10 protein-coding genes and 1 pseudogene are annotated in these 17,189 nt (G+C 63.7%); 4 read left to right on the top strand and 7 right to left on the bottom strand.

Annotation, left to right across the window (positions count from 1 at the left end):
* Positions 1-22: 22 nt before the first annotated feature.
* On the top strand, positions 23-2,764 hold the full coding sequence (gene metC, locus KI243_RS17735) for a cystathionine beta-lyase (protein WP_212809563.1): 2,742 nt from the start codon (positions 23-25) through the stop codon (positions 2,762-2,764).
* Between the two features lie 224 nt (positions 2,765-2,988).
* On the opposite strand, the gene KI243_RS17730 is transcribed toward metC, so the two are convergent.
* From KI243_RS17730 to KI243_RS17720, 3 genes are all read right to left on the bottom strand, one after another.
* The gene (locus tag KI243_RS17730; RefSeq protein ID WP_212809561.1) at positions 2,989-7,071 is read right to left on the bottom strand and encodes an Ig-like domain-containing protein; all 4,083 of its coding nucleotides are present in this window, start codon (positions 7,069-7,071) and stop codon (positions 2,989-2,991) included.
* Positions 7,072-7,337: 266 nt separating this feature from the next.
* Positions 7,338-8,222: an EamA family transporter RarD gene (gene rarD, locus KI243_RS17725; RefSeq protein ID WP_042935272.1), complete on the bottom strand. Its 885-nt coding sequence runs from the start codon at positions 8,220-8,222 to the stop codon at positions 7,338-7,340.
* Positions 8,223-8,339: 117 nt separating this feature from the next.
* Positions 8,340-9,302: a class I SAM-dependent methyltransferase gene (locus KI243_RS17720; RefSeq protein ID WP_212809559.1), complete on the bottom strand. Its 963-nt coding sequence runs from the start codon at positions 9,300-9,302 to the stop codon at positions 8,340-8,342.
* A gap of 171 nt (positions 9,303-9,473) precedes the next feature.
* Between KI243_RS17720 and KI243_RS17715 the strand changes: the two genes are divergently transcribed.
* The gene (locus KI243_RS17715) at positions 9,474-10,349 is read left to right on the top strand and encodes a DNA/RNA non-specific endonuclease (protein WP_177108597.1); all 876 of its coding nucleotides are present in this window, start codon (positions 9,474-9,476) and stop codon (positions 10,347-10,349) included.
* 53 nt (positions 10,350-10,402) lie between these two features.
* Positions 10,403-11,299 (top strand): LysR family transcriptional regulator, encoded by an 897-nt coding sequence (locus KI243_RS17710; protein WP_212809557.1) that lies wholly within the window; start codon positions 10,403-10,405, stop codon positions 11,297-11,299.
* A gap of 15 nt (positions 11,300-11,314) precedes the next feature.
* Here KI243_RS17710 and KI243_RS17705 read toward each other — a convergent pair whose 3' ends face one another.
* Positions 11,315-11,749: a GNAT family N-acetyltransferase gene (locus KI243_RS17705; protein WP_017125957.1), complete on the bottom strand. Its 435-nt coding sequence runs from the start codon at positions 11,747-11,749 to the stop codon at positions 11,315-11,317.
* Between the two features lie 196 nt (positions 11,750-11,945).
* Between KI243_RS17705 and KI243_RS17700 the strand changes: the two are divergent.
* A pseudogene (locus KI243_RS17700) lies at positions 11,946-12,877 on the top strand (alpha/beta fold hydrolase).
* Positions 12,878-12,974: 97 nt separating this feature from the next.
* Here the strand turns inward: KI243_RS17700 and KI243_RS17695 are convergent.
* The 3 genes from KI243_RS17695 to KI243_RS17685 all read right to left on the bottom strand — a co-directional run bounded on the left by KI243_RS17695 (position 12,975) and on the right by KI243_RS17685 (position 17,160).
* On the bottom strand, positions 12,975-14,366 hold the full coding sequence (locus KI243_RS17695) for a class II fumarate hydratase (RefSeq protein ID WP_212809555.1): 1,392 nt from the start codon (positions 14,364-14,366) through the stop codon (positions 12,975-12,977).
* A 68-nt stretch (positions 14,367-14,434) separates the two neighbouring features.
* Positions 14,435-15,736, bottom strand: a complete 1,302-nt coding sequence (locus tag KI243_RS17690; protein ID WP_212809553.1) for a cation:dicarboxylase symporter family transporter — start codon at positions 15,734-15,736, stop codon at positions 14,435-14,437.
* 68 nt (positions 15,737-15,804) lie between these two features.
* On the bottom strand, positions 15,805-17,160 hold the full coding sequence (locus KI243_RS17685; RefSeq protein WP_212809551.1) for an adenylosuccinate lyase family protein: 1,356 nt from the start codon (positions 17,158-17,160) through the stop codon (positions 15,805-15,807).
* Positions 17,161-17,189: the final 29 nt, after the last annotated feature.

The following is a 17,189-nucleotide window of genomic DNA, read 5'->3' as shown; positions in this document are numbered from 1 at the left end:
TTTATCCCGAGGCGAGGCTTTCGTGAGCACAACCATTACCCCGGCACAGTTGCAGACGTGGCTGTTCGATGGCCGGGAAATCGCCCTGTTCGACATTCGCGAGCACGGGCAATACGGCTCGGCGCACCTGTTCCACGGCGTGCACCTGCCCTATAGCCGCCTGGAGCTGGAAGCCCGGCGCCTGGCGCCGAATCCGGCGGTACGCCTGGTGGTCTACGACCAGGACGGCGGCGATCTGTCATTGCGGGCCGCCCGGCGGCTGGCCGAACTCGGCTACAGCCAGGTGCACCGCCTCGAAGGTGGCGCCGAGGGTTGGCAGGCTGCCGGTCTGCAGCTGTTCGCCGGCGTCCATGTGCCGTCCAAGGCCTTTGGCGAGCTGGTGGAGGAAGCCTGTCACACACCGCATATCAGTGCCGGCGAGCTGGCGGCCTGGCAGGCCGAGGGCAAGCCTCTGGTGCTGCTCGACGGTCGGCCGTTCGACGAATACCGCAAGATGACCATTCCCGGTTCGATCTGCTGCCCGAACGGTGAGCTGGGCTATCGCCTGCACGACCTGGTGCCGGATGAGTCGACGCCGGTGGTGATCAACTGCGCCGGGCGTACCCGCAGCATTATCGGCGCGCAGACCCTGATCAATCTGGGGGTGAAGAACCCGGTCTATGCCCTGGAGAACGGTACCCAGGGCTGGTTTCTCGCCGACCTGCAACTGGAGCACGGCAGCAGCCGGCGTTATCGCGACGAGGTGGCGCCGACCGGGCTGGAGCAGCAGCGCGAAGCGGCCCGGCAACTGGCGCGGCGTGCCGGCGTGCCCAGCGTCAGCGCGGCGCAGGTCAGTGCCTGGGCCGCAAGCGGCGAGGGCAGCCTGTTTCTCTGCGACGTGCGCAGTGCCGAGGAGTTCGCCCTGGGCAGCCTGCCCGGTGCGCAACACACTCCCGGCGGTCAGTTGATCCAGGCCACCGACCTGTATATCGGCGTGCGCAAGGCGCGGGTGGTGGTGTTCGACGGCGATGGCGTGCGTGCACCGATCGTGGCCAGCTGGTTGCGCCAGTTGGGTCACGATGCGCGAGTCCTCGACGAAGGCCTGCACAGCGGCCTGCATTTGCCGGTGGCGACCTTGCCGGCATTCTCCGAACTGCCCGCCATCGACGCGGCGAGCCTGGCGCGGGCCTTGGCCGAAGACAGCGTGGCGCTGATCGACCTGCGTCCGGGCATGACCTTCCGCAAGAGCCATCTGGCCGGTTCGCAATGGTCAATCCGCTCGCTGCTGGCGGCGCAAGTGGCCGCCGAGACACGGCCGCTGGTGCTGGTCGCTGACGATCTGGCGGTGGCGCAACTGGCGTTGCTGGAATTGCCGCCGGCTCAGAGCGCCCAGGCCCGTGTGCTGTCGGGAGATATCCAGTCCTGGCAGGACAACGGCCTGAAGCTGATCACCGATGCGTCGGCCTTGCCGGATGAGCAGTGCATCGACTTCCTGTTCTTCACCCATGACCGTCACTCCGGCAACAAGGACGCGGCGCGCCAGTACCTGGCCTGGGAAACCGGCCTGCTGGGGCAGATGACCGAGGCCGAGATCGCCAGCCTGAGTCCATTGGCACCGGCCAGCGCGCCGGTCGATGTGCGCACCCGCCTGGTCCACGCCGCGCGGACCCGCGAGGGTAGCGGGGCGCGGGCGGTGAATGTGCCGGTGACGCGTCTGAGCACGGTGCTGTTCGACAACCTGGCGCAGATGCGCGACGCCCGTACCCGACGCGACAGCGAGCGGGTGCTGAGCTACGGCGCCCGTGGCAATCCGACGGCCTTTGCCCTGGAAGACCTGGTGACCGAGCTGGAAGGCGGTTATCGCACGCGGCTGTTCGGCACCGGCCTGGCGGCGGTGGCGCAGACGCTGCTGGCGTACCTGCGCCCGGGCGATCATGTACTGATCACCGATGGCGTGTACGGACCGGTACGCCGGCTGGCGAAAGAGTTTCTCGCGCCGTTCGGCATCGAGGTCGAGTATTTCCCGGCGGATGGCCGGGATCTCGAATCCCGGTTGCGGGCGACGACACGGATGGTCTACTGCGAGGTGCCGGGTTCGCTGCTGTATGAGTTGAGCGATCTGCCGGCGATCGTCGCCTTGTGCAAGCCGCGCGATATCCTGGTGGCGGTCGACAACACCTGGGGTTCGGCGTACCAGTACCGGCCGCTGGCACTGGGCGCGGATATCTCGATCATGGCCCTGACCAAGTACCTGGCCGGCCACAGCGATGTGGTGATGGGCAGCGTCTGCACCAACGAGGCCGCCTGGCAACCGTTGGCGCGCATGAGCGACAGCTTTGGCAACACGGTCAGTCCCGACGATGCTTTCCTGGTGCTGCGCGGTGCGCGGACCCTGGCGGCGCGGTTGGAAGTGCACCAGCGCCAGGGCCTGGAAATCGCCCGCTGGTTGCAGGCACAACCGCAGGTCCGGCAGGTCTTTCATCCGGCGTTGCCGGAGCATCCGGGGCATGAGGTGTGGCAGCGCGATTTCACCGGCAGCAACGGACTGGTGTCGTTCGAGTTCGCCGAGGCCGATCCGCAGCAGGCCGAGCGCTTTATCGGCGCCTTGAACCTGTTCGGGCTGGGGGCGTCGTGGGGCGGCTATGAAAGCCTGGTGACGCTGGCCGACCTGGAAGATCGCGAGTTCCCGGTACCGTCGCGCAACCCGGTGATCCGCCTGCATATCGGCCTGGAGGCCGTGGCGTCGTTGATCGAGGATCTGCAACGCGGATTTGCCGCGCTCTGAGTCGGGGGGCAGGCAACCTTTTGCGCATTCAGGTAACGACCCGAAAGTCCGGATGGCGAGTCGTGACGGTCATTCAACGCCGTGAGGGGTTGGCTAGCTGTCAGCAATGACAGTGGCGACGAGTGGTTGAGGTTGCCTGGCGCGGGGCTGATACCAAAAAGGGGAGCGGGGCTCCCCTTTTTACAAGGTTTTAAATCCGTTTCAAAAGAGTCACGGATGGTTTGTCAATTATATTCAGTTATGCAAAATGCTCCCCACGAGCTGGCAGATGTCGGGCTGCAGGAAACATTTCCAGTGGTCGATGAGTAGATCAGATTCTGGCCCAGGCTACAGCCGGCGCCTGAGGTGTCGCACCAATATGCATTCTGCAGTAAATTACTCCGTGGAAATGGGCTGGTGTAATACCTTTTCAATAAGTCCATATCACTCTGAGGTAAATTGCTTCCTCTCCTGTTGATTCTCCAGGTATTCGCTTCATAAGATGCCAGTCGTGAGTTGTTGATATTCAATTCCCACACATTGCTGACCGTCACGTCATATCCCAGGGTTTGCCCGGTCCGTTCGTCCCGGACGGTGATCCGTGCACTGCCGTTTCTCAGGCCTACGACTTTGCCTGTTTCCGATACGGGGGCGATGCTGATGTTGTTCGAGCTGTAGGTGTATGAGCCGGAACCTGCCGTCGGGGTGCGGGTAGCCGTGTTGTTGAGAAAATCGTTTCCGGTCTGCGGCCAACCGAGGCTGGTACGGATGGCTTTCCCATTCAGAACCATCGGTGAGGTGTTCATGGCCAGGGGCGGGTGTAATTGCACCGTAAAAGTCCTGATATCCGATGAAAGTGTCCCACCCACTATTTTAGCGACAAGATCGTATTTCTTTTCCGATAAGTTATGGATATGGTCGCTCCAGGCGTTGGAACCGTTGACACCGGTGCTCAAGAGGATATCCCCACCATTTCGTACTTCTATCGTGGAGTTGGGCGTTGCGGTGCCAGAGAGTGTCAGGCTCGTCTGGTTCGTGGTGCCATTGTGGGGGACTGAAAGTCCTGAGGAAGTATGTACGCCGGTGATATTCGGTTTCACCTCGTCGGTGACGTTAAAGGTGCGTACGTTCGAAAAAACCGTGGAGGGGTGATAGAGCGACCGGACATAAAACCTTCTTTCACCGGTTGGTCGGGTGGATGTGGTGAAGGTCCATATACCCGAGGCGTTGGCAGCCGCGGTGCCCAGGACTTGAGCTGAGGGGCCGTTGCCGTCTTCGATCTGGACGCGTTGAAGATTGCTGGCGACCCCTGTCAGGGTGAAAACCCTTTCCCGGGTAGTAGTCCCTTGCTCGACTTCAGCCCCCTTGGGATCTTTCACGGAAGTCAAGCTAGGGGCCACCAGCGCCGTGACGGTAAAGGTGCGCGGCGGCGTGGACACCGGGTTGCTGTCATAGACGCCGCGCGCGTTGATGCTGTAGGCCTTGTTCGTCACCGTCAATGCGGATGAGGTCCAGACACCGCTGCCGTTGGCGTTGGCGGTGCCCATCACGTTATTGACGTCTCGAATTTGCACTTGTTGCCCATTGGGGGCGGTGCCTGTGACCGTCACTGTTGTGGTGACCACCGTGGAGCCATTGGTGATTTCACCGTTAGCGGCGTTCTTGACGGAGGTGATGGTCGGGGCCTCTACCTGCACCGCGTTACGGACGATATAGCTGCGCACCGGGAAAGTCAGCGCATCGGCTTCATTCGAGCCGCCGCCAAAGACGACCTTGAACGTGACGCGCAATTTGCTGCCATGCGCCAGAGCTCGCAACCATGTCGCGTAGTCGGGATTGCTGGTAATGACCCGGGTCAGGAATTTCTGACCGAATTCCGCGGCACTGATCGGCGAAGCGGTCCAGATCGGTAACCGATTGAGCGTGCCATCCGGGTTGTCGCTTTCCAGGGCCAGCCAGACCCGGTCACCCTGGCGATAGAACGGCCAGGCATCGACCCGGAACGTCACGGTGCCGTTGACATCCACCTGGCCTGAGCCAGCCTCCAGTATCTGCAAGGGCGGCAGTCCTGAGCCCGGTAGGCTTTGGAGGGTCAGGTTCAGCGGAGCCGAAGGCGTGGTGGTACCGGCGCGGGTCATGGCGTAGCTGACTTCCACCTGCTTGCCGATATTGATCGCGACGGTCGTGTCCGGGACGTCAAAGTCGACGTATTGCTGGCTCTCGTTCCCCGGCTTGGGAACAATGTCCGGGCTGCCTATCGATCCCGCAACCCCTTTCCAGAATGCCTGGATATTGTCTGAGTTCTTCATGCCGTCATAGCGAACCCGTATTGTCGCCCCGTGCTGGGCATGGATCGGGTTGAGCAGATGACCACCCGGCTCGGTGGTTTCCAGGACATGGGGCATCGGCAGGTCCAGCGCACCGCCGACCTTCATGATGAAGGGATGGGAAAAACGGGGCCGTGCGCCAGCCCGGGCGAGGGTGTAGTACAGGTGCATCGAGCGGTCGAGGTTGGGCAGGATGTACTCGCGCTTGAGGGTGAAGGGCAGGTCCCGACCGACCCAGGTCGCGGTGACAGGGAAGACGAATACCGGCGCGCTGCCCCCGGCGACGCTGCCCTCGGCGTGGAGGTTGATGATGTCGTTCTCGATGATGTCCACGTTCGCCTTGACCAGTACCCTGGCATCGAACGGCGACACCTCGGGGTCGAAAATGTGATCGGGCGGTGGCGCCTCATCCACCTCTACCGGCGGCAGCGAAGCCTGGGGCTGGCCGACATCGAGCAGCAGGTCCTCGGAAGGGAATTTCCCCCTCTCGTTTTCCACCCAGTAGTAGAGGCGCAAGGTCCCGCCTTCGAGCCGGGCGATATCGCCATTGGGGCCGTTCTGCAAGTGGAAGACGATATCGCCGGTGCCGGCGATATCGTCGACTTCCTTGTAGTACGACCGGCCATTGGCATAGGTGCCGTCGAGTACCAGGATGACCCGGTCGAAAGGATCCTGGCCCACATATTCCTTGATATTGACGATCAGGAAGGCGATATCCGGCGGTAATACATCGCCGGGCGCGCCCTCGACCGTGGGGGCGGGCAGGCCGGTACCGACCTGGGTGCCGGTGATATAGACGATGACGCTACGCGACCCGCGCTCCGGCGCGGAGGGGCGGATACGTTTATAGGAAATCTGTACCCGGCCCTTGATCAGCGACCTGATCTCGGCGTTGTCCCAGGGAATTCTCGCGCTGCGTCCCACTTCGTTGGCCGCGACGGGATGATCGATATAGCGGATGACAGGCAGCCCCGTCGAAGTCTTGCTATTGAGCTTTATCTGGATCGTATCGCCAACCGCGAAATCATCCCGGTGCACCACCACGACGATGGTGGCATCCGCTCCTTCGAGGGCATCGGCATCGAGTTCATTGTGCTCGTCTGACTCTTCCACATAAGGCTCGTAGAGCAAGGGCTCGGCCTGATCGTCCAGACGCACTTCAAGTAGCTGCGCCGGTGACCAGCCATCGGAGTAGTTGCCGACCTCGTCGACCACCTCGTATTCACAGACATGCTCGCCGCTGCCGATCTTTTGCCAGTCGCCGGTGTTGACCCGGAGGGTGATCGGGTCGGTGCTTTCGAATTCGCCCTCGGTGACCCGGTGCTCGATGATATAGCCGCCGATGCTCAGGCGGATGCGATCTCGTACGGCGCGGTTTATGTCCGTCGCCGGGGGACTGATTGCAGGATAGAAGTCGATGCGGACCGGTACCGGAGCCTCGATATCACCCTCGCCGACCCCAAAATCGATCAGGTCCTGGGGAAAGACCGGCATGGCCAGGTTTTCGTTGTAGTAGGTACTGGCGATGGGGTTGCGGCCACCGGGGGAGACGGTATCGACCTTGAGGCGAAAGCGCGCGGTTTCATCGTCGTTGCCACTCACCCGGGTCAGGTGAAAGAACACCGGATCGGCAGGGCCGTCGGGCAGGCGTGCGCGGGGGATGAACAGTGATATCTGCGCGTTGTTGGCGGCCTCGATATCGCTGACGGTATGAAAGGCCACAGGAGTGACGGTGTCACGGCAGAACAACTCGATAAAGTCGTTTTCGGCCATGGGCCGGTAGGGCAGCAGGATGCACTGCAGACCCTTGTCCCGGTGGGCATCGAGGGCCGCCCGGTTGATGCCGCCGTCGAAGCCGACCACGGGCGCGGTCATGTTGGGGATGTAGAGATCGAGCTCGTTGAAGGGCACGGGGGTGATAGGTTCTGGCTGGCTCAGATCGAAGGTGCGCACGGGCAGCGGGTTGTCGGCGAGGCGTGTGGGATCGAGGCTGTCGTTCATGGTCGGGGTTCCTGACAGGTCACGGAAAAAGGCGACCCGAAAGCCCGGATGGCGAGTCGTAAAGACCATTCAACGCCGGGAGGCAGTGGCTGGCTAGCTGTCAGAAATGACAGTGGCGACGAGTGGTCAGCCCTCGGTGGAAGGTGCGCACAAAGCCTCGACAGTACGACGAGTCAGGGGGCGCGGGTTTCAACGGCAGCCGTGTGCTGCTGCCGTTCGCGTTCGCCAAGGCCAGCCCCTTGGTCTTGAGCCTGATCGGGCTGTGGTCAGTGTGAGCGGCGCTGTCCCAGCAGGCGCTTGACGCCTTCGAGCACCAGTACCACCACCGCCAGCCAGATCGGGATATAGGTCAGCCATTCCCCCGCGCGGATGCTTTCGCCCAGCAGCAGGGCGACGATCACCAGCAACACCGGTTCGACATACCCCAGCAGGCCGAACAAGCCGAACGCCAGCAAGCGGCTTGCCAGCAGGTAGCAGATCAATGCCGCCGCACTGATCACTCCCAGCAACGGAATCAGCACGTACAGCGAAGGTCGTCGGTCGAGCACGGCAAAACCCTGTTCGCCGTGCTGCACGAACCACCAGGCCACCGGCAACAGCAACGCCATGTCGAGCCACAGCCCGCCCAGGTTGTCGGTGCCGTTGCGCCGGCGCAGCACGAAGTACACCGGATAACCGAGGGCCACCAGCAAGGTGGTCCAGGAGAAACTGCCCACCTGGTACAACTCGTTGAGTACGCCGCAGAGGGCCAGCAGGGCGGCGATGGTCTGTAGCCGCGAGAGCTTTTCGCCGTAGACGATACGCCCGGTCAGGACCATGGTCAGGGGCAGCAGGAAGTAACCGAGGGACACGTCCAGGCTGTGGCCGTTGAGCGGCGCCCAGAGGAATATCCACAACTGTACGCCGAGCATCGCCGAGGACAGCAGCAACTTGGCCAGCAGCATCGGCTGCTGGCGAATGCGGATGAAGATCGCCGGCACCAGTTTCCAGTCACCGGACAGCAGCATGAACACCGTCATGCAGGGCACGGTCAGCAGCATGCGCCAGCCGAAGATGTCCTCGCCGTTCAGGGGCTCGAGCAAGGACGTGTAGAAATACATGATGGCGAACAGGCAGGACGCCAATACCGATAGAACAATGCCTCTGGACACAACAGCCTCACGGGTGGGCGAACATGGGTTTCTTATAGTCGACAGCTTGATACTTTGTAGCGGTCGAGGCAAACCGGCCGGCCATTTTCCAGGCGCGGCCAGGGATCGGCGTCGCTTTCAGTGTGAAGGCGTGTCGCCCGTCTTGTGCTGACGGAACACCAGGGCCTTCAAGCCGCTTTCGACATCGCTGTCGGGAAACTCCGGCGGGTTGTCCAGGCGCTGTTCGAAGCGCAGGCTCGGCGCCTCGCGGGTGACGCCGTCGATCAGGAAGTCCGAACCCGTGGACGGGTCGTTCATGCAGGCCAGAACCGTGCCCTGGGCCGTCAGCAGTTCCGGCAGGCGACGCAGGACCCGCTGGTAATCCTTGCTCAGCAGGAAGCTGCCTTTCTGGAACGAGGGTGGATCGATGATCACCAGGTCATAAGGCCCGCTGTTGATCACTTTGCCCCAGGACTTGAACAGGTCGTGGCCGAGAAAGCTCACCTTGCCCAGGTCGTGGCCGTTCAGGCGATGATTGTCGCGGCCACGGCTGAGGGCTGCGCGGGACATGTCCAGGTTCACCACATGCTGCGCGCCGCCGGCGATGGCCGCCACCGAGAAGCCGCAGGTGTAGGCGAACAGGTTGAGCACGCGCTTGCCCCCGGCATTGGCCCGCACCCAGTCGCGGCCGTAACGCATGTCGAGGAACAGGCCGTTGTTCTGCTTCTTGCCCAGGTCCACCCGATAGCGCAGGCCGCCTTCGGTCAGGGTCCATTCGTCGATGGCTTCGCCGAGCAGCCATTCGGCCGGGCTCAATGGCAAGTAGCGGTGTTGCAGCAGCAGGGTATGGGCGCCACTGCCGGTCCAGGCCGCGGACTGGCTCAGTTCGCCCAGCACACGCTTGAGTTCCGCCAACTGCTCGGGCTCCGGTTCCTTGAACAGCGAAACCATGACCACGCCCTGAAGCCAGTCCACCGTCAGTTGCTCCAGTCCCGGCCAGCAGCGTCCGCGCCCGTGGAACAGGCGCCGGGTTTCGGCCGGGGCCGCCGCCAGGGCGTCGAGCAGGTGAGCGTGGAGGGTGGAAAGGGCTTGGGGATTCATCGGGCAGGGTCGGCAATCTGAAAGGGCCAGTATTTTAACCCCATTCCCGCGAAAAAACGGCATCGAGGAATCGCTGTCATTTGCCTGCGGTAGATGGTAAAAGCCCCTCCGAGCCCCGATCCAGAGGGCTTTTTCGTTAGTTTCCGGCCATCCAATTCGAAGATTTCAAGCATGCACCCAGGCAAGATCGCAGTGGGGTTGTCAGCCCTTTTGTTGTTCACCAGCGGCACGGCGCAAGCGCGCAGCCTGCTGGATCTCATCGCTCCACCGGCCCAGCACGAGAAACAGGCACACCGTTCCGGCTCCATCAGCCAGGACGCGGCGCTCGACCTGTATTCCAGCCAGGAGCGCCAGCCCTCGTTCGACGGTTGTGCGCAGTTGTTCCCGAACGCCAGGCCGATCAATACCGGCAGCGTGCCGGCGACCATGAAGCCCCTGGCCCTGTGTTCCGACAACTTTGCCGTGCTCTATTCGCAAACCAGCAAGACCCCGCTGGTGGTGGTCGAACGCCTGAGTTCGGCGCAACTGAAGGACGCCAAGGGCGAGGAGCGCACCAACCAGTTCTACCCGGACCCGCGTATTCCCAAGGGCGGCCGGGCCGAACTGAGTGACTATCGTGGCCAGCATCCGGCGGTGGACCGCGGGCATCAGTCGCCGGCGGCCGATGCGCCGAGCCCCAATGCCATGGCCCAGTCCTTCGCGTTGTCGAACATGGTGCCGCAGGACCCGACCAACAACCGCAAGATCTGGAGCAAGGTCGAGGCGGATGTGCGCAAATTCGCCATGCGCGCCAATGGTAATGTCTATGTGTTTACCGGCCCGTTGTTCGACGAGGGCCACGGCACCATCGGCGACAACCGGGTCTGGGTGCCGACCCGACTGTTCAAGCTGGTCTATGACAGTGCGTCCGGGCGGGCCTGGGCCTATGTGCTGCCGAACGCCGAAACCGCCATCGAGCGGCCGATGGACTACGCCACCTTCGTCAAGACCACCGGCCTGCGGCTGCTGGACAGCCTGCCGGTGTCGGGTTCGCTGGCCAAGGGGTAGTCGGTGCCGGGTGGGTGCCCGGCCACCCGTTGCTTACAGAGGAGGGCGTTTCGATGTTGCGCACCAACCTGAATGAAATCCTGATCTTCATGGCGGTGGTCGATGCCGGCAGCTTCGTCGGTGGCGGGCAGGCGATGGGGCTGACCCGTTCGGCGGCCGGCAAGGCCGTGACGCGCCTCGAGGAAACCCTCGGTGTGCGCCTGCTCAACCGCACCACCCGGACGCTGAGCCTGACCGAGGAAGGGCGGGTCTTCTACGAGCAGGGCTTGCAGATACTCGCGGCGGTCGATAACGCCCAGACCAGCGTCGGCGGGGCGACGGGCACGCCACGGGGCCTGTTGCGCCTGACCGTACCCGATGCCTTTGGCCGGCTGGTGCTGCTGCCGTTGTTGCAGCAGTACCTGGAGCAATGGCCCGAGGTGCAGGTCGAGGTGAGCTTCAGCGATCGCATGGCCGATATTGTCGAGGAGGGCTTCGACCTGGCGGTACGGGTCGGCGGTGCCAACCTGGACCGGCAACTGGTGTCACGGGTGGTTACCCGCTACAAGGCCGTGCTGTGCGCCGCACCGGGCTATATCGCCAGGCACGGACAGCCGTCGCACATCGATTCGCTGGTCGGCCACGACTGCCTGTTCTTCAGCAGCCGCACGCGCAAGCAAAGCTGGCGCCTGCGGGACAGCGACGGTACCTGGGTCAAGGCCCAGGGCCGCAGCCGCATGCGCCTGGACAGCGCCGAGGCGCTACGTGAAGCCGCCCTCGCCGGATTGGGTATTGCCCAACTGCCGGATTTCCTGGTGGCCGCGGACCTGGCGTCGGGACGCCTGGTGCCGGTGTTGCCGGCGGTGGATGCCGGCGAGGTCGAGATCCTGGTGATTTACCCGACCAGACGTTTCCTCGAACCGCGTGTGCGGCGCTTTATCGACCTGATGGTGGACAAGCTGGGCAACTGACCGTGGGCCGTGCACCTAGACGTTGTGATTGTCCGAGCGGGTAAACGAGTAGCGGTCGATATCCTGGCGCAGTTGCCAGCCCTGGCTGTGCCAATACTCGGCGGCGCTGGTGTTGGTCTTGATCACATCGAGATGGCACTTGAGGATGCCGTGGGACTCCAGTGTCGACAGGCAGCGCTGCACCAGGGCATTGGCGATGCCCTGGCGGCGGTGACGCGGCAGTACCACCAGGTGCTGCAGGTAGCCCCGGCGCCCGTCATGGCCGGACATGATGCAGCCAGCGGGTTCGCCGTCGATTTCAGCAACAAAACTCATCCCGGGATTACGTTCCAGGTAGCGGGCGGTCGACTCGCGGGAGTCCGCCTCGCGCAGGGAAATGCCGGGGGTACTGCGCATCAGGTCGATGACGGCCGGGTAATCGTCCAGGGTCATGGTACGGATAGTGAACATCGGAGGGGGCCTGGTGGGGTTGAGGGTCCGGCCTGGCAGCCTAGCAGAAGCGCTATGACGGTTGTTGTGCCGAACATGAATCTTGCGGGGCCGCAGGCGGTTCTGCTTGTGTTGCCGGCACGCCAGCGGGGAGACTGCTGCCATGAGTCGGCAGTGGTGAACATGCTGCCGCGAATCCAGCCCCGGAGAAGCCTTGATGCTCTTGATCCTTGCCCTCATCGCTCTGGCCGTTGCCTGGGCGTGGTGGACCTATCCCCGTGTAGGAGGGCTGCTGTTCGACCTGATTACCGCGATCGAGGCGCGGCTTTCACGCCTGACACAGATCCCGGTGTCGATCGACTCGATGACCCTGGCGACCTTCCAGGGCGGCACCCCGGGCAATACGGCGCCCTTGCTGTTGATCCACGGCTTCAGTGCCGACAAGAACCTGTGGATCCGCTTCGCCCGCGGTTTTGTCGCCGACCACCAGGTAATCATTCCCGACCTGGCCGGCCACGGCAAAAGCGGCTTCAAGGCCGGCGGCGACTACAGTATCGCCGCCCAGGCAAAGCGCATGGTCGAAATGCTGGACGCCTGCGGGATCGACCAGGTGCATGCGGTCGGCAGCTCCATGGGCGCGTATGTCGCTACCTGGCTGGCGGCGCATTACCCGCAGCGGGTGCTGTCCCTGGCGTTGATGGGGCCGGTGGGGGTCAACCTGCCGCAGCCCAATGAAGTGGAAGAGCTGGTCAAGCAGGGTCGCAACCCGTTCCTGATCCGCTCGCGGGCGGAGTTCGACCGTTTCTTCGCCATGACCATGGCTTCGCCGCCGTGGATTCCGGGGTGTTGCTGGCGTCGGAGGCGCAGCTCTATATGGATCGACGCAGCGAGCTGGCGGAAATCTTCGATGACTTCCATGACAGCCCGCGCATGGAGCCCTGGTTGGGCCATATCCAGGTGCCGACCCTCCTGCTATGGGGACGCGAGGACCGCATGGTGCCGCTGGCCAGCGCACAGACCTGGATCGCCGGGATTCCCCATGCCCGCCTGGAGTGCTGGGACGGCGTGGGCCATCTGCCGATGGTCGAGCGCACGGAGCAGACGGTGGCACAGTACCGTCAGTTCCTCGGCGAGGCGCGGTCGGTCTGAGCCATGGCGCTCAGGCTCCCTGCGCCCAGCTGCGCAGTGCCTCGATAGCGGACGCAGAGCGTCCCATGATGCATGCCCACGCAGAGCGTGGGAACGATCACGTGGGGGCGATCATCGTTTCGGGGCGTACCCACTGGTTGTATTCCTGCGCCGTCATGAAGCCCAACCGCACGGCAGCCTCCCTCGGCGTCAGCCCTTCCTCGGCGGCCTTTCGCGTGATCCGCGCCACCTTGTCATAACCCAGCACCGGGTTGAGTGCCGTTGCCAGCAGCAACGAGCTGTCGACATTGCCGGCCAGCCGTTCACGATCGACTTCCAGGCCCTTGATCAGTTTCTCGGTGAAGATACTGACACTGTTGGACAGCACGTCGATGGACTGCAGCAGGTTGTGGATCAACACCGGCTTGGCCACATTCAGTTCGAAGGTGCTCGAGGCGCCGGCAATGGTGATGGTGGTGTGGTTGCCCATGACCTGCATGGCCGCCTGGACCAGCACTTCGGCGATGGTCGGGTTGCGCTTGCCGGGCATGATCGAGGAGGTGAGGCCGTCGTCAGGCACCAGCAGTTCGCCGAATCCGCAGCGCGGACCGGAACCCAGCAGACGGATATCGTTGGCGATTTTCGTCAGGGACACGGCCAGCACATTCAAGGCCCCGGAGACTTCCACCAGCGCATCATGGGTGCCCATGCCCTCGAACTTGCACGGGTTCGGCTCGAACTGCTCAGCGCTTATTTCGCTCAATGCCTTGCAGAACGCCACATCGAAACCGACCGGGGTATTGAGCCCGGTGCCGACGGCGGTGCCACCCTGGGGCAGGCTGCGCAACCTGGGCAGGCAGGCTTCGACGCGGGCGATGCCATGGCCGATCTGCCGGGCGAAGCTGTCGAAGGCCTGGCCCTGGCTCATGGGCACCGCATCCATCAGGTGGGTACGGCCGATCTTCAGCACGTCACGCCAGGCCACGGCCTTTTCGTCCAGTCCGTCACGCAGGCTCGCCAGCGCCGGCAGCAGGCGGCCGCGCAGTTCCAGCAGGGTGGTCAGGTGCATGATGGTCGGGAAGCTGTCGTTGGAGGACTGCGAGCGGTTCACGTGGTCATTGGGGTGCACCGGGGACTTGCTGCCGAGGGCGTTGCCCAGTATCTCGTTGGCCCGATTGGCAATGACCTCGTTGGCGTTCATGTTGGTCTGGGTGCCCGACCCGGTCTGCCAGATAGACAACGGGAAGTGCTCGTCGAACCGGCCATCGATCAGTTCTCCGGCCGCCTGCTCGATGGCCGCCGCCATGTCGGCCGGGAGCGCGCCGAGTTGCACGTTGGCGCGCAGGGCGGCCAGTTTCTGCTGGCCGAAGGCGCGTACCAGACACGCTGGAAACTGCTCCCTGCCGCTGCCGAAAACGGCCAGGGCGCGTTGGGTCTGGGCGCCCCAGTAACGGTCGGCGGGGATGGATACGGGCCCGAACGCGTCGTGTTCGATGCGCATGCTGGACATGAAGATGACTCCGGGAAAAGGGTTTCGAAGGAGATCGCGCGGGCCGAACCGACCCGCGCCGCAAAAGGTCAGAGCGCGGCGCCGGGCGCTCGGCCGAGGGTGCGCTCATACTCGACCTGGGCCGCCTGCTCGGAGAACTCGCCGGACCATTTCGACACCACCACCGTCGCCACGCTGTTGCCGATGGTGTTACAGGTGGCGATGGCCATGGACATGAAGCGATACACGCCGAACAGCAACGCCAGGCCTTCCACCGGCAGCACGCCGATGGCGGTCACCGTGGCCGCGAACACCACGAAGCTGCCGCCCGAGACCGCCGCCGCGCCCTTGGAGGTCAGCAGCATGATGGCGATGACGCCCAACTGTTGTTCCCAGCTCATGGGTACGCCATAGGCGTTGGCGATAAACAGCACGCTCAGGGACATGTAGATCGAGGTGCCGTCGAGGTTGAAGGCGTAGCCGGTGGGCAGCACCAGGCCGACGCTCTGCTTGGAGCAGCCGAACTTCTCCAGTTTCTGCAGCAGTCGCGGCAAGGCGCTTTCCGAGGAGGCGGTGCCGAGGACGATGAAGATCTCGTCCTTGATGTACTGGAGGAAACGCCACAGGCTGAACCCCCACAGGCGACACACCAGCCCCAGTACCACGAAGATGAAGAACAGGATCGCCACGTAGAACATCAGCACCAGGTTCGCCAGCGACATCAGCACTGCCGTGCCGTTGCTGCCCACGGCGTAGGCCACCGAGCCGAAGGCCCCGAGCGGGGCGAACTTCATGATCAGGTTGATGAACTCGAAGAAGCATTCGGAGATCCGGCTCAGGCCGTCCTCGATCACGGCACGGCGTTCGGTCTTGAGCGCCAGCAAGGCGAAACCGAACAGCACCGAGATCACCAGTACCTGCAACAGCTGACCACCGGCAAAGGCGCCGACGAAGTTGTCGGGGAAGATCTCGTAGATGAATTCCAGGGTCGATGCCGGGGCATGGCCTTTGGCGACGGCCGCCGAGGCCGCGGCGGCGGTGGCCGTGCTGGGATGGGCGTTGTGCATGCCCGCGCCGATCTCCAGCAGGTTGCCCCACAGCAGTCCGATGGCCAGGGCCACGGTCGACACCACCTCGAAGTAGATCAGCGCCCGCAGGCCGACCTTGCCGACCCGCTTGATATCACCGGCCGAGGCGATACCGTGGCCCACGGTGAAGAATACCAGCGGGGCCACGGCGGTCTTGATCAGCTTGAGGAAGATATCGCCGAGGATCTTGAACTTGGCGGCCAGCTCCGGGGCGAGGAAGCCGAAGGCGATACCCAGGGCCATGGCGGCGACGACCTGGAAGGTCAGGTCCTTGTAGAACGGTTTTTTGCTCAGAGTAGTCATGTCGCGATCTCATTGTTGTTATTGGCGAGAGTCGGGGCGGGGGCTCGCTCGTCATGAGCCCCTGACGATCAGCGTCTGACGGAGCCTTCGCGCGCCAGGGCGATATCCACCATCCGTGGGGCCAGGCCCAGGTAGTTGGCCGGATCGGTCAGGCGCTTGAGTTCCTCGATGTCCAGCTGCGCGGTGGCTTCGCCCTGGGCGAGCAGCGCATCGAGCAGGCTGGTGCCCTGGTCGTTGGCCAGGCGGCAGGCGGCATAGACCACGTCGTGGGCGACCTGGCGTCCGAGTGCCGGGGCCATGCCCATCATCACGGCTTCGGCGACGATCAGGCCCTGAGTCATGTCGAGGTTCTTGCGCATGCGCTCGGTGCGCACTTCCAGTCCCGCGAGCATGAACCGGGCCTGGCCGAGGGAGGCGGCGCTCAGGGCGAAGGCTTCCGGAATGGCGATCCACTCCGCCTGCCAGGGACCGGTGGAGCGCTCGAAGTCCTGGATCATCGCGTCGAGCATCAGGCCCGCGTGCTGGCGCACGCCCTTGGCGGCGGCGTACATCAGCTCGCAGGAAATCGGGTTGCGTTTCTGCGGCATGGTGCTGCTGGCGCCGCGACCCTTGACGAAGGGTTCGTACACTTCACCCAGCTCGCTGGTCATCATCATCATGACGTCGAGGGCGATCTTGCCCAGGGACCCGGTGACCAGGCCGAGGAAGTTCAGGGTTTCGGCCAGGCCGTCGCGGGCCACGTGCCAGGTGGCCTGCGGGATTCCCAGACCGAGCTCGGCCATCAATGCGTGCTGGACGTCCAGGCCCTTGTCGCCCAGCGAGGCGAGGGTGCCCGCGGCGCCGGCGAACTGGCCGATTTCCACCCGTGGACGCAGCTCCACCAGGCGTTCGGCATGGCGGTCGAACATGCTCAGCCAGACCGCGCACTTGTAGCCGAAGGTGATCGGCAGGGCATGTTGCAGGTGGGTACGGCCGGCCATGGGCGTGTCGCGATAACGCAGCGCCAGTTCGGCCAGCAGTCCGCGCACCGCCTGGATATCGCGCTCGACGATAGCCAGGGCGGCGCGGACTTGCAGGACCACGGCGGTGTCCATGATGTCCTGGGTGGTGGCGCCCCAATGCACGTAGCGACCGGCGTCGCCGCAGATCTTCGACAGTTGCTCCACCAGCGGCAGGATCGGGTAGCCGACGATCTCGGTCTCGTGCTGCATCAGGGCCAGGTCGAGGGCGTCGTAGGTGGAGAGGGCGGCGATCTGTTCGGCGGCCTCGGCGGGAATCACTCCACAGCGAGCTTCGGCTCGGGCCAGGGCGACTTCCACTTCGATGTAGCGTTCGATCAGTGCGCGATCAGAGAACACACCGCGCATTTCGGCCGTGCCGAACATGTCGCGAAAGAGGGCGGAATCAAAGACGGTACTCGACATGGCGGCAATCCTGATTTGTATGTTTTATT

The organism is Pseudomonas sp. Ost2 (genome assembly GCF_018326065.1).
In the GTDB taxonomy this organism is placed as follows: Bacteria; Pseudomonadota; Gammaproteobacteria; order Pseudomonadales; family Pseudomonadaceae; genus Aquipseudomonas; species Aquipseudomonas gingeri.
The sequence above is the reverse complement of the archived record's forward strand: the minus strand, read 5'-3'. Positions and strand labels throughout refer to the sequence as shown.